Consider the following 13920-nt stretch of genomic DNA (forward strand, 5'->3'; position numbering starts at 1 on the left):
TTGAAGTAGTCATAATTCGTCCTCAATGTGTAAACACATTTCAGGACGGGACACATGACAAAAAAGGGTTATCGAACCAAGTTCAATAACCCTTTTCATTTCAGAACACGACTCACTAACGATCAGTTTAAACAGCACGTTCAGCTCACAGCATGCTAACTCATCAACTTCAAATATTATTAATCAACCTCAAGCATTACTTCTCAGCAGCAATGGTTGCCAACTGTGGCATGTGTGAACTGCGGGCATTTTTCGTAGAGGTATAAGTTTCAACAAATCGGTAACCGGCTTCTAAACCCAATTCATAATCGTGCAGTAAATCTTCTTTATTACTCATTAATGAATTGGATTTCAGCGGCTTACTCGGGGCAATTTGCACTACAAAAGCATCGTCTGGTGGGGAGTTCAAAAAATCCTGAGTCAATGAGTAAGTTTGGTAATGCACCATCAGCATATCTGCTAAGCCGGAATCAAACTTATCACCAATTAAATGACTTAATCTATAGATGTCATCCGCCCCGAATAACCATCGACCACCATTCAGTAAATCCAAATGTGATCTGTCGCGCTTCTGTTCTTTTGAGCTGAGAATTTGTTGTTGAAAGAACGAGCTCCAATCGGTTTTCCACTGCTCCACTTTTTGTTGCCAATGACCTTGAACACTGTCAAAAGATTCGCGGAACCATTCCAGTTCTTCGGCTGATATCGGTTTGGGTGTTTTTAATCGCGTACTGTTAGCTTGAACCTCGACCTCTTCCTCTAGCGTAGGCTCAGTTCGGATCACAACAATGGAACGGGCTTGTCTACGCCACGCTTCTTGAACTGGGATGCAAGCTGATACACCACCATCCACATAAGCATTGTCGCCAATAAAGATTTCATCATTGTATAAGCGAGGAATCGCACAGGTTGCAATCATCACTTTGTACCAATCTTCACCCAATACTGGAAAGTAGTGATCTCGTAAGTCTTTAGAATCCGTGACGGCTGCATAGAAATGGCGATCGCCTAGCGTTTGTCGTCCTAAATCCAAATCAAGCTTATATGGGTAAGCCATGATTTGTTCTAAGGCCCATTCTAATCCAAGGTTCTTTCTGTGTCGTATATAAGAAAAGAGATTGAAGAATTCAGGTGATGTTGTGAGGTCGAGAAGGAAAGAACGGCCAAGGCCTTTATCGCGGCACAGATAAGCACACAAATTAAGAGCACCTGCAGAGGTACCAAAAAACTCGTCGAAGGGATCAAAATTTGAAAGAAGAAAGGCATCCAGCACTCCAGAAGTAAAAATACTTCTCTGTCCGCCACCTTGGGCGACCAGTGCTGTTTTTCCAGCAATAAACTTAGCGTAATAATCTAAGTCTATTGCTGTATCAATATTGGTTATAATCCCACTATTCATTATTCCCTGAGTATAAAAACCCAGCCTCGCAATAGATGGTATTAACTACCAATTGCAATAAAGCCAAATGAGAGAATGATTGCGTAGATGACAACCGTTATTTGTAGGGCATTTTTCAGATTATGGTCCATAGACACCTCTGTCTTATTATTAATTTGTCGAGTCTCTATTTAAGTACTATCAGGTGTGTGAAGTATCTTCAAGAATCGTCGAAATTAGTCGCACAATATTGATGTAACCATCACAATTAGTAAGTGTATGGATAAGGATATACTCATGAATAACAAAGCAAATATAATGGCACTGATTACGCTTATCTCCGTTTCGAGCGTACATGCCTCGCCGGAGATCATCATTACTCCGATGGTGGGCTATACAGGCGGTGGCAGTGTCGAAGACCAGGACGGTAAAACCTATGATATGAAAGGGTCTGAAAACTACACCTTTGCGATTGAAACGCCATTTGAAAAAGGACGCATCGGCTTTTTCTATTCTAATCAAAGCTCTGAATTAGAAACGCTCAACCTAAGCTCCTCCATCCAATACCTGCACTTTCAAAGTAGCATTTACTACCCAGCTTCTTCTGTGTTGTCTGGTTATTTGGGGTTAGGCCTTGGTGCTTCTTACGTCGATGTAGACTGGGCAAAAGATAAGTATGGGTTCTCAACCTCTATCTTTGGTGGTTTAGAGTACAAATTTAGTGACCGATTAGCGTTAAACACACAACTACGTTGGTTAGGTACCGTTGTCGATAACGACACCTCCGGTGTTTGTAACATCCCAAGTAACGGGCAAGAGTGCATCATCCGCTTTGATACCGACTGGATGAACCAATTCCAAGCCAATGTCGGACTGAGTTTTACTTTCTAAGTATCGATGACCATCTCATACCAATAGAACCTCCGAATAGTTGGTCAGTTCAACTATAGAGTGTATGAATTTCAGTCATACGCTCTACTTTTAAATAAAGTCATATAACCTAATAAAACAGAAAAAATTAGACACATAAACCAATCAGAAAACCCCAAACCAATTCATACCTCTAAAATAACCATCATTTAACATCTTAAAGACCATAAGACCACAGTTATTAAACATACCTAATCTATTGCTTTAACCATTCTAACTAGGTAGGCTCATTAGCACGCATCAGCTGAATATTTCAGGTTATGCAAACACACATCAAACAATTAAGAATTATCCGCTGAGTCCTCCAATCGCTAACAACATAATAATCTAAACTTTTGCTTAATCACGGAAGATAAAGTAAACAGTCAAACCGTTTGCCTGTTTTAACTATCATCTCCTTACCAAGCACAGCGTGACGAGAAGCTTCATACCTCAGGGAAGTTGTAAAGGAGTTAAATATGAAGCGAGAACAGTGGGGATCCCGAGCAGGATTTATCCTTGCCGCAGTAGGATCTGCTATTGGTTTAGGAAACATTTGGCGTTTTCCATATATGGCTTATGAAAATGGCGGCGGTGCTTTTTTCATTCCATATCTATTTGCCATGCTTACGGCTGGTATCCCATTTATGATCCTAGAGTTCAGTATGGGTCAAAAATATCGTGGCTCTGCACCTGCAACCTTAGCGCGCATCAACTCAAAATTTGAGTGGCTTGGCTGGTTCCAAGTGGGTGTAGCGGCTGTCATCGCGGTCTACTATGTTGCCGTTATCGGTTGGGCAATTTCATACTTCGGTATGTCATTCAATCAAAGCTGGGGAACAGACACTAACGCATTCTTCTTCAGTGAATATCTAGCTCTAGGTGATAACTCACCGACGAACCTAGGTAGCATCCAATGGGGCATCGCTGGCGCAATGTTACTCGCTTGGGCAATCACTTATGCAGCTATCGTGGGTGGTGTTAAAGCTGGTATCGAACGTGCTTCTAAAGTAATGATGCCAGTGTTGTTCATAATGGTGATTTTGCTTATCGGACGCATGGTTTTCCTTCCTGGTGCTCTAGATGGTGTGAACTACATGTTCGAACCTGATTTCAGCAAGATCTGGGACGTAAAAGTATGGGCTGCTGCTTATGGACAAATCTTCTTCACGCTAAGTATCGGTTTTGCGATCATGCTGGCTTACTCAAGCTACCTGCCTGAAAAATCAGATATCACGAACAACGCGTTCATGACGGTTCTTATCAACTGTGGTTTCTCAATTCTTGCGGGTATTATGATTTTCTCTGTTCTTGGCTACATGGCTCAAGAACAAGGTAAACCATTAACTGAAGTTGTATCAGCAGGCGTTGGCCTTGCGTTTGTTACGCTACCTGCTGCGATTAATTTACTTCCAGCACCGTATATTCTGGGTCCACTATTCTTCTTTGCACTTGTTGTGGCTGGTTTAAGCTCTCATATCTCAATAATGGAAGCAGTAACATCTGCAATTATGGACAAGCTGAACTGGAGCCGTAAAAAAGCAGCAAGTATTGTTATTGGCGTTGGTGTTGTGGTGTCTATGGCATTTGCAACTAACGGCGGCCTACTTCTACTAGACCTAGTCGATCACTTCGCTAACAACGTCGGCATCATGGTAGGCGGATTCATTGAAATCCTTCTAATGGCATGGTTACTAAACAAAGTTAGCGATGTACGTGCGTACGTCAATGAGATTTCAGATTTCTCTATTGGCGTATGGTTTAACGTATGTTTACGCTTCGTCACTCCAGTTATGCTTGCAATCATTCTTGCAACAAAACTAAGCGCATTGTTTACAGACGGTTACGGTGGCTACGACCTGACTCTTGGTTGGGCAATGATCGCAGGATTACTAGCGATTGGCATTATCATAAATATGACAAGTAAGAAGGAAGCATAATCATGACAACGAGTGCGATTATTATGATGGTTCTTGGTCTTGGTATCACTTGGGGTGGTGCTGCAATTTGCATAAAGCGTGCAATGGACAAACAGAAATAACCTTATTTAAACCATTCAAAAATGCCAGCTACTAAGCTGGCATTTTTTGTCTCATCACCTAGAATTTGTAGGTGATACCCAGTGCACCACCCACTTGTAATTCAACACCTTTATACATGTCGAGCTCAGGGTGAACTTGCGCGTACGCATTCCAACCTTCGTAGAAGTTCACTTTAACACCTAAAGGCAAACGTAAGCCAAAATCATCATTCCACTCAGCCCAAGCACCTGCACCGACATACCAACTCAACGGAGCTTCAGTCTCAAACTGACCACGCTTCAAAATATAGTCAAATGCAGCACCGTCGTTGCCAATCGTGGCACGGTATTTCTGATCAAATTCGACAACGACACTCAGGTCTTGGTCAATGGCTAATCCAACTTCCAAATCTGGTGCTTCAGAAGCATGCACAAACGCGGCTCCGCTGCAGCACATAAGGCCGACCAAATAACGATGTTTCATAATATTCTCAGACTGTTTTTAAAAATGGTAGTGTACTGGGTTCACAAAGAGAGGTGTCATCGCTAGGTAAAAGCGAACTGGCGCTCAAGGTTCGGTATCGGCCTTCAACACATAGAGTTGAGTAGAACTAGTTGAGTAAGAAGAGCTTATACCAATCACAGTAAGTAAGTGTTCAGGAATAGCGCAGGAAAAAATCTTGAGAACAAGGCATAATTTTTTGATAAGTAGCTATTCTACAATCAAAAATTCTAACGAAGTTATCGAGGTTTTTAACAAGCTAGGATGACCAGTTATTTACTACGATTGGTATTAAACGTGAGGATATTTTGCATATTGCAGAAAACAAAAAAGGAGGCCGTAAGGCCTCCTTTCAATTTATTGAATCAGCGAATTAACCGTTGTTACGGATCCACTCATCCATGTCTGTCTTAAGGTTGTCAGACTTAGTACCGAAGATAGCTTGTACGCCACCAGCAACTACAACAACACCTGCAGCGCCTAGTTTCTTCAGTTTGTCTTGGTCAACAAGAGCGGTATCAGCTACTGCAACACGTAGACGAGTAATACAAGCGTCAAGACCAGTGATGTTCGCTTTACCACCGAATGCAGCAACTAGCTCACCAGCAAGTTCAGAACCTGTAGCAACTACTTCTTCTTCAGATTCGTCTTCACGCCCCGGAGTTTTAAGGTCAAGTGCTTTAATCACAGTGCGGAATACGATGTAGTAAATTGCAGCGTAAGCAACACCACATACAACCATTAGACCCATCTTAGACGCGTTGCCAGATAGAACTAGGAAGTCGATTAGACCGTGTGAGAAAGATGTACCGTGTACAAAACCTAGAGTGTTCGCAAGAACGTATGCTGAACCAGCTAATAGAGCGTGGATTGCGTACAGTACAGGAGCAACGAATAGGAATGAGAATTCGATTGGTTCAGTGATACCCGTTAGGAATGAAGTCAACGCAGCAGAAGCCATGATGCCCATTACTTTAGCGCGGTTTTCAGGTTTAGCTGAATGTGCAATCGCGATTGCAGCAGCAGGTAGACCGAACATCTTGAACATGTAACCACCAGCTAGCTGACCGAAGCCATTGCCCGCTGCACGAGATGCGTCATCAGCAACTAGGTAACAAGTAAGAACACCGTTTTGAGTTTCGCCAGCAGCGTTTACACAAGTACCAGCTTCGAAGAAGAAAGGTACGTTCCAAACGTGGTGAAGACCAAATGGAATCAGAGAACGCTCAACGATACCGTAGATACCAAACGCCACTTGTGGGTTTTGGTGAGCAGCCCAATCAGAGAACGCAGAGATAGCGCCGCCAACTGGTGGCCATACTACAGATAGTAGGATTGCTAGACCAATCGCAGAGAAACCTGTGATGATTGGCACAGCACGCTTACCAGCGAAGAAGCCAAGGTACTCTGGTAGTTGAATACGGAAGAAACGGTTGAATGCCCAAGCAGCAACACCACCGACTAGGATACCACCTAGTACACCAGTGTCGATTTTATCAACGCCCATTACACCAGCCATTACGCCTAGTGTAGCAGTCATGATGCCGTAACCAACGATAGCAGCTAGACCAGCTACACCGTCGTTATTAGTAAAGCCAAGTGCTACGCCTACTGCGAACAGTAGTGCCATTTGACCGAATACTGAACCACCCGCTTGTTCCATTAAGTTTGAAACGATTTCTGGAATGAAAGGAAGGTCTGCTGCACCGACACCTAGCAAAATACCCGCAACTGGTAAAACTGATACTGGTAGCATCAGAGACTTACCAACTTTCTGCAGGCTAGCAAAAAGGTTCTTAAACATGTTTATGCTCCTGATAAAGATAAAATAATTATATGGGTCCTAACGGCACACCCCCGTAGCCTATATGTTAGCACCCAGTGAAAATGTAACCATGTATTGCATTATATTTTCTGCCGCTAAATATATATTGATGGGGAACTAACTTTCTAGTCACTTACGAAATTTAGTTTCAAAACACGTCTTGGATCACATGTCAAATATAGAAATGCAATGCTTTACAAGCCACTAACTAGCTGAAAAATAAATAAATTATAATCCATCCCTATTATTTTACTGAGTAAATAAAATAGAGGGTAATGTTATTTTTAGTAACAAAATTACAAATGTTGTAATTCACGCTCTCAAGTTCAACATATTCCGTAAACATTAAAAAAAAACGCATTTTTGGTGATCAAAAACACAAAAAGGGAGCTTTCGCTCCCTTTTGTTTGTTTAGTTAGATTTCTATCGCAAAAAAAGTTTTTGGTAATTTTTGGTCGTTTGTTCAGCAACCTCTTTCATTGATACCCCTTTTAACTGGGCGATATAAGCCGCAACTTCGACTACATATGCAGGCTGATTCTCTTTACCACGATATGGAATTGGCGCCAAATATGGCGAATCCGTTTCGATCAGCAACCTATCTAGAGGTAGGTTTTTCACAACGTCTTTAAGTTCTGTGGCTTGTTTAAAGGTCACAATACCTGAAATCGAGATATAGAAACCTAATTCCATTGCTGCTTCAGCGAACGCTTGATCTTCAGTAAAGCAGTGAATCACACCACCACACTTCTCTGCTCCGCCATCGCGTAAAATAGCTAACGTATCTTCACGCGCGTTACGCGTGTGGATGATCAAAGGTTTATTAAGCTCAACAGCCAACTCAACGTGCTGCTTGAACCTGAGCTGTTGTAGCTCTGCAGTCTCTGGTTGGTAATGATAATCTAGGCCAGTTTCACCAATAGCTACCACTTTCGGGTTGCTCGCGTACTCACGCATTCTTTCTAAACAGAAGTCGCTCTCTACGTCGAGAGGGTGAACGCCACACGAAGCCTTAACGTTATCAAACGGCGAGATCATCTCAAGCATGTTTTCAAACGAATCCAACGTCACACCGACAGAAAGCAGTTGGTCAACGTTGGCTGCTTTCGCTTTATTAACCACGTCTTCTACGCTGGTGTGTAAATCTTGGTAATCCAGTTTGTCTAAATGACAATGGGAATCTACGAACATGTTTCCTCGCAAGTGGCTATCAGCCAATTCATTATGAGTAGCTCCGTATTGAGCCCAGGGTGTTGCTTTAACTGCTCAATCAATATCAGCAGTTTATTCGACGCTGCATAAGCACTTTGATAAGACATCACCTCACACAGTGCTTTCGCACTCGGAATGATAGCCTGATTAGCTAAACCAAAATGCAGCTTTTGTACATCTGACAATAAATGCCAAAGCCAGCTAAGTTGAATCAAAGGGTCTTTGCTAAGCTCTGTAGAGAACTTCAGCATGTCGGGTTGAGTGCCTTTTATCACATTCACAAAGCCATCGAGCGCTTTTGTTGAAGCTTCGACGCCACCTTGATCAAACATTGCTTTCGCTTTCAGGGGGGCGTTGTCGTTCAATGTCAGTATGTACTGAGGAACCGTTTTACCAACTTCTCCATTTAACCATGCCGATCCTGCATCCAATTGTGGACACACCACATTAAATTGCTGGCAACGGCTAAGAATAGTTGGCATTAAGCGATTACTGTTGCGCGTTGAAAGGATGAAAATACAATTACTCGCAGGTTCTTCCAGTGTTTTCAACAGCGCATTAGACGCCGATTCATTCATCGCTTCAGCCGGACTAAGCAAAATGACACGCAAGCCACCCAACTGTGACGACTGTTGAGCCCAGCGGTTACTCGCACGCACTTGGTCAACGGTAATCGATTTACCTTCTTTCTCAGGTTCGATTACATGGAAATCAGGGTGACTCCCCGACTTCATTAATTCACAGCTGTGACAAAAGCCGCATGCTTCACTTTCGTAGTTAACACACATCAGTGCCGACGTGAGCTGACTAACCAGCGCTTCCACGCCCAGCCCTTCAGGCGCATTAACGATCACAGAGTTAGGAAAACGTTCTGCATCGAGACTTTTTTTCCACTCACTCCATACAGGTGTGAGCCAAGAATAAACTTCAGCCATGACTACCTACTGTTTATCGAGCCAAGCACCTAGCGCAACTTTAATATCAGCAGCCACTTGCTCAATCTCTTGCTGTGCATTAATCACGAGTACAGAATCGTCTTGCCCTGCAATTTCTAAGTAACGCTCACGCGTGCGATCGAAAAATGAGATGTCCATCTTTTCAATTCTATCAAGCTCACCACGACCTCTAGCGCGTTCAAGCCCGACTCTAGGGTCTAGGTCCAAATATAGTGTTAAATCTGGCTTAAAGCCGCCTAGCGTGGTTGCTTTCAGTGATTCCATAGTGCTACGAGCGATCTGACGACCACCACCTTGGTATGCTTGAGAAGACATATCATGGCGATCACCCAACACCCATTTACCACTGTCTAGTGCAGGCTTGATGACGTTTTCTACTAATTGAACACGCGCTGCGTACATCAGCAGCAACTCAGTCATGTCTTGAAGCTTCTCGCCCTCGTGTTCTTCTTTGACCAACGAGCGCATCTTCTCGGCAAGCACGGTACCACCGGGTTCACGAGTATTAACGATGTCAGCGACACCAGCTGTTTTCAATGTCTCAACGATGGCATTGATTGCTGTACTTTTGCCAGCACCTTCAAGGCCTTCAACCACGATAAATTTCGACTGATTCATAATTCTTTCTTTATTTGTTTTTTCTTAATTGCTTTAAGTAAGCTCGTACTGCACGGTTATGCTCAGTCAAACTCTTTGAAAATACGTGACCGCCGGTTCCACTCGCAACAAAATAAAGGTAGTTGCTCTTCTCTGGATTCAGAGCCGCGTTGATAGACGCTTTACCCGCCATCGCGATCGGTGTTGGCGGCAAACCGCTCATTGTATAGGTGTTGTACGGCGTTGGTGTGCGTAGATCTTTCTTACGAATATTGCCTTTGTAGCTATCGCCCATGCCGTAGATAACCGTTGGGTCAGTTTGCAAACGCATACGCTTGTTCAAGCGGTTAACGAATACAGAAGACACACGCTCACGCTCAGAAGCGACAGCAGTCTCTTTCTCGATGATAGACGCAAGAATTAAAGCTTCATAAGGCGATTTAAGAGGCAGTTTATCGGCTCTATTTTCCCACTCATCATTGACCACGTTCATTAGATCTCGGTGGGCACGTTTCAACAAATCTAAATCCGTTGTGCCATAGGTGTAGTGGTATGTTTCCGCTAAGAAAAGGCCTTCTAGCTTTTCATTTTCAATACCAAGCTTTTGTGCGATCTCTTTTTCAGAGACATCATTCAACGTCTGCTGAATGAATTCGTTGTCTTTTAGCTGAACAAGCCACTCGTCAAAACGACTGCCTTCTACAAAGGTAATGGTAAATTGGTGCTCCTTCCCTTCTACAAGCACTTGTAGCGCCTGCTCTAAGGTTAAACCCGGTTCAAGCAGGAATGTACCCGCTTTTACGTCTACAAGCTCAGGATGTAACTTACGGATTAATTTCTCATAAGGAGAAGCCTCGAAAAGCCCCTCGTTAATCAACTGGGCTAGAACGCGGTTAAAGCTGCTACCTGAAGCAACAGTCACGACTTGTGGTTTTTCTAATTGAATAACTTGTTTCAGGTTATCTTGCGCTTGGTTGTAAACATAAAAACCAGCAGCCGCGGCTGCGATTAGGCACAAGATAATAAAAATAAATAACTTTTTGATCACGAGTTTAGTTGTCCTTGAAGGCTACGAGTAACGGTTCCAATGTTGAATTGGGTATCACTAATACGGGTAACTGGGGCAACCCCTAAAATGGAGTTGGTCATGAAAACCTCATCAGCTTGCATGAGTTGAGATAAGCAGTAGTCACTAATAGTAACGGAAAATTCAGCTTGATTCAGCGCGGTTAACACTTGCTTACGCATAACCCCTGCAACGCCACTTTGCGTCAGTTGAGGAGTGTGAATCGTCTGCCCTTTTCGCCAAAACAGATTAGCCATGGTGGTTTCAATCACGTTACCTGATATATCCAGAACCACGCCATCCACTTCACCGGCCTGATCCATTTCATCTTTCATCAAGATTTGCTCAAGGCGATTATTGTGCTTATGACCGGCCAATAATGGGCTCAAACCCAGTGCTTGTTGGCAGATACCGAGGTCTACACCGGAATCTTGCCACGCGGAATAATGATTTGGGTAATCAAATGTACTGATGGTTATCGTTGGCTTGGCGATATTCTTGGCACTGTAGCCACGACCGCCAGCCCCACGGCTAACGTGCAGCTTGAGCCCTGCTTTTTCATTATGAGGCTTGTTTTTATCTTGAAGATTCGTTGAACCATTAAGGCTCTTTGTACCAGGAAGCGCATTGTGTTGGATATGTTCAAGTGCATTATCGAGCCAAAGGTTAACCGTATTCCAATCAAGTTCGGAAATGCGTAACGCTTTAAGACAATCATCAACACGACGCTGATGATCGTGAAAATATTGAATCTGGCCATCTTGAACAAGCATGGTAGTAAAACAGCCGTCTCCATACTGAAACGAGCGATCTAAGATATCGACAGTTTGCTGACTTTCTCCATCAACCCAAAACATGTTTTTCCCCATAAAAAGAAACGGCTCAATGCTAAAGCATCGAGCCGTTTAAAAACAGTTCTAATTATGACTATCTACGATGTTTGACTCTTATATAAGATGATTAAATCTTTTTGAAGATCAAACAGCCGTTAGTACCACCGAAACCGAATGAGTTACATGCAGCATATTCCATACCGCTAACTTTACGCGCAGTGTGAGGTACTAAGTCAATATCTAAGCCTTCTTCAGGATCATCTAAATTGATTGTTGGTGGAACAATTTGATCAATTAGAGACATCGCAGTGATGATCGCTTCAGCAGAACCCGCAGCACCTAGAAGGTGGCCAGTCATTGATTTCGTAGAAGAAACCAAGACTTGCTTGCTGCCTGCTTCGCCAAGAGCACGCTTGATGCCCTTCACTTCCGCTACGTCACCTGCAGGAGTCGAAGTACCGTGTGCGTTAACATAACCGATTTGTTCACCAGTAATGCCAGCATCACGCATAGCCGCTTCCATTGCTAGTGCGCCACCAGAACCATCTTCACTTGGAGATGTCATGTGGTAAGCGTCACCCGACATACCGAAGCCAACTAGCTCACAGTAAATCTTAGCGCCACGAGCTTTAGCATGTTCATACTCTTCAAGAACCATCATGCCTGCACCGTCACCAAGAACGAAGCCGTCACGGCCTTTGTCCCATGGACGAGAAGCTTTTTGAGGCTCATCGTTGCGAGTAGACAGTGCTTTAGCCGCACCAAAACCGCCCATACCTAGTGGTGTCGATGCTTTTTCAGCACCACCCGCTAGCATTGCGTCAGCATCGCCGTATGCAATCATACGAGCCGCGTGGCCAATGTTATGTAGGCCAGTCGTACATGCTGTAGAGATCGCGATGTTTGGACCGCGTAGGCCACGCATGATAGACATGTGACCCGCAATCATATTCACGATCGTCGACGGTACGAAGAACGGGCTGATTTTACGAGGGCCTTTTTCAGTTAGAGCCTTGTGACCGGCTTCGATCAAACCAAGACCACCAATACCAGAACCGATAGCAACGCCTACACGAGGAGCGTTTTCTTCAGTAATAGTTAGGGCTGAATCATCTAAAGCTTGAATACCTGCTGCGACGCCGTACTGGATGAACAAGTCCATCTTACGAGCATCTTTTTTAGTCATATACTCTTCGCAGTTAAAGTCTTTAACTAGACCTGCAAAACGAGTTGAGAAATTGGTTGCGTCAAAATGATCGATATTAACGATACCACTTTGACCAGCTAGCAGGGCTTTCCAAGAAGATTCTACAGTGTTGCCTACCGGCGACAACATACCCATGCCAGTGACAACTACACGACGCTTGGACACGATATTACACTCCGGGGATTGAGGTGATTTAAGATGAGGATAGATGAGTTAGATAAAACACAGGCGGTCGAGGTGACCGCCTGGGAGAGATTATTACTGAGCGCTAGTTACGTAATCGATAGCAGCTTGAACAGTAGTAATTTTCTCAGCTTCGTCATCTGGAATCTCAGTGTCGAATTCTTCTTCTAGAGCCATTACTAGCTCAACTGTGTCTAGAGAATCTGCACCTAGGTCATCAACGAAAGAAGCTTCGTTTTTAACTTCAGCTTCGTCTACACCTAGCTGTTCAACAATGATTTTCTTTACGCGTTCTTCGAGGTTGCTCATTTTTTCTTTTCCTTTACAGAGTTCGCTTTATGCGATGTTTTCCGTAGTTTATTCAATCTATTGAAAGTTGCAAGGTCAACTTTTCTGGTCAAACCACAATTTTCACGATTTTAACCGAAATTACGTATGATCTTGACTTAAATCATGCACAAATGTTGCACATAATTTACACCATGTACATACCGCCATTGACGTGAAGTGTTTCACCTGTGATATAAGCTGCCGCAGGTGACGCCAAAAATACCACAGCTTCAGCGATTTCGCGAGGGTCACCTAGTCGACCTGCTGGTACATTCGCCAAAGTTACTGCACGTTGGTCATCATTTAGCGCTTTAGTCATGTCAGTTTCGATGAAACCAGGTGCTACAGTGTTCACTGTAATACCACGAGACGCAACTTCACGAGCCATTGATTTAGTAAAACCAATTACGCCTGCTTTTGCAGCTGCGTAGTTAGCTTGACCAGCGTTACCCATAGTACCAACTACAGAACCAACGTTTACGATACGTCCTTGACGCTTCTTCATCATGCCACGCAATACAGCTTTAGACATGCGGAAGATAGGCGTTAGGTTAGTATCGATGATGTCATTCCACTCATCGTCTTTCATACGCATAAGTAGGTTATCACGAGTGATACCTGCGTTGTTAACTAGAATGTCAATCGCACCGAATTCATCGTTGATGGTTTTCAGTGTAGCTGCAATTGAGTCAACATCCGTTACATTAAGAGCAAGACCTTTACCGTTCTCACCTAGGTACTCACTGATTGCAGCAGCGCCGCCTTCAGACGTAGCAGTACCGATAACTTTAGCACCACGCTCAACTAAAAGTTCAGCGATTGCACGACCGATACCACGGCTTGCGCCTGTAACTAGTGCAACTTTGCCTTCTAAATTCATCATAACTTCTCTATTAAGTGTT

At 43.6% G+C, this 13920-nt stretch carries 15 protein-coding genes; 3 read left to right on the forward strand and 12 right to left on the reverse strand.

Features of this window, described 5'->3' with window-relative positions; genetic code table 11:
- Nucleotides 1-196: 196 nt before the first annotated feature.
- Complete coding sequence (locus ACED53_RS01045; protein WP_017100269.1) at nucleotides 197-1399, reverse strand: patatin family protein; 1203 nt, start codon at nucleotides 1397-1399, stop codon at nucleotides 197-199.
- A gap of 41 nt (nucleotides 1400-1440) precedes the next feature.
- Nucleotides 1441-1530, reverse strand: coding sequence for a YnhF family membrane protein (locus ACED53_RS01050; RefSeq protein ID WP_102248935.1), 90 nt, complete (start codon nucleotides 1528-1530; stop codon nucleotides 1441-1443).
- A 145-nt stretch (nucleotides 1531-1675) separates the two neighbouring features.
- Here ACED53_RS01050 and ACED53_RS01055 point away from each other — a divergent pair, with 145 nt between their 5' ends.
- The 3 genes from ACED53_RS01055 to ACED53_RS01065 all read left to right on the forward strand — a co-directional run bounded on the left by ACED53_RS01055 (nucleotide 1676) and on the right by ACED53_RS01065 (nucleotide 4328).
- Nucleotides 1676-2269 (forward strand): hypothetical protein, encoded by a 594-nt coding sequence (locus ACED53_RS01055; RefSeq protein ID WP_029223909.1) that lies wholly within the window; start codon nucleotides 1676-1678, stop codon nucleotides 2267-2269.
- Nucleotides 2270-2766: 497 nt separating this feature from the next.
- A complete protein-coding gene (locus ACED53_RS01060) occupies nucleotides 2767-4227 on the forward strand; it encodes a sodium-dependent transporter (RefSeq protein WP_009848987.1) in 1461 nt (486 codons plus the stop codon).
- A 2-nt stretch (nucleotides 4228-4229) separates the two neighbouring features.
- Nucleotides 4230-4328 carry a methionine/alanine import family NSS transporter small subunit gene (locus ACED53_RS01065; protein WP_009848986.1) on the forward strand — a complete coding sequence of 33 codons (99 nt, stop codon included), beginning with the start codon at nucleotides 4230-4232 and terminating at the stop codon, nucleotides 4326-4328.
- Nucleotides 4329-4386: 58 nt separating this feature from the next.
- Here the strand turns inward: ACED53_RS01065 and ACED53_RS01070 are convergent, their stop codons facing one another.
- The 10 genes from ACED53_RS01070 to fabG form a co-directional block, all read right to left on the reverse strand.
- Nucleotides 4387-4791, reverse strand: a complete 405-nt coding sequence (locus ACED53_RS01070; protein ID WP_017100270.1) for a hypothetical protein — start codon at nucleotides 4789-4791, stop codon at nucleotides 4387-4389.
- 391 nt (nucleotides 4792-5182) lie between these two features.
- On the reverse strand, nucleotides 5183-6613 hold the full coding sequence (gene ptsG / locus ACED53_RS01075; RefSeq protein WP_009848984.1) for a PTS glucose transporter subunit IIBC: 1431 nt from the start codon (nucleotides 6611-6613) through the stop codon (nucleotides 5183-5185).
- A 444-nt stretch (nucleotides 6614-7057) separates the two neighbouring features.
- The gene (locus ACED53_RS01080; RefSeq protein ID WP_017099456.1) at nucleotides 7058-7825 is read right to left on the reverse strand and encodes a TatD family hydrolase; all 768 of its coding nucleotides are present in this window, start codon (nucleotides 7823-7825) and stop codon (nucleotides 7058-7060) included.
- Entirely contained in the window at nucleotides 7816-8781 is a 966-nt protein-coding gene (locus ACED53_RS01085; protein ID WP_017099457.1) for a DNA polymerase III subunit delta', read from the reverse strand. The genes ACED53_RS01080 and ACED53_RS01085 overlap by 10 nt, the downstream gene beginning before the upstream one ends.
- A 6-nt stretch (nucleotides 8782-8787) precedes the next feature.
- A complete protein-coding gene (tmk, locus tag ACED53_RS01090) occupies nucleotides 8788-9420 on the reverse strand; it encodes a dTMP kinase (RefSeq protein ID WP_017099458.1) in 633 nt (210 codons plus the stop codon).
- Nucleotides 9421-9430: 10 nt separating this feature from the next.
- Nucleotides 9431-10447: an endolytic transglycosylase MltG gene (gene mltG, locus ACED53_RS01095; protein WP_012603571.1), complete on the reverse strand. Its 1017-nt coding sequence runs from the start codon at nucleotides 10445-10447 to the stop codon at nucleotides 9431-9433.
- The gene (gene pabC / locus ACED53_RS01100; RefSeq protein ID WP_017099459.1) at nucleotides 10444-11322 is read right to left on the reverse strand and encodes an aminodeoxychorismate lyase; all 879 of its coding nucleotides are present in this window, start codon (nucleotides 11320-11322) and stop codon (nucleotides 10444-10446) included. The genes mltG and pabC overlap by 4 nt, the downstream gene beginning before the upstream one ends.
- Nucleotides 11323-11425: 103 nt before the next feature.
- On the reverse strand, nucleotides 11426-12670 hold the full coding sequence (gene fabF, locus ACED53_RS01105) for a beta-ketoacyl-ACP synthase II (RefSeq protein ID WP_004736554.1): 1245 nt from the start codon (nucleotides 12668-12670) through the stop codon (nucleotides 11426-11428).
- 93 nt (nucleotides 12671-12763) lie between these two features.
- The gene (acpP, locus tag ACED53_RS01110; protein WP_012603569.1) at nucleotides 12764-12997 is read right to left on the reverse strand and encodes an acyl carrier protein; all 234 of its coding nucleotides are present in this window, start codon (nucleotides 12995-12997) and stop codon (nucleotides 12764-12766) included.
- A gap of 166 nt (nucleotides 12998-13163) precedes the next feature.
- Nucleotides 13164-13898, reverse strand: a complete 735-nt coding sequence (fabG, locus tag ACED53_RS01115; RefSeq protein ID WP_029222897.1) for a 3-oxoacyl-ACP reductase FabG — start codon at nucleotides 13896-13898, stop codon at nucleotides 13164-13166.
- Nucleotides 13899-13920 lie beyond the last annotated feature (22 nt).

Source organism: Vibrio sp. 1F169 (assembly GCF_041439605.1).
GTDB classification, from domain to species: Bacteria; Pseudomonadota; Gammaproteobacteria; order Enterobacterales; family Vibrionaceae; genus Vibrio; species Vibrio tasmaniensis_A.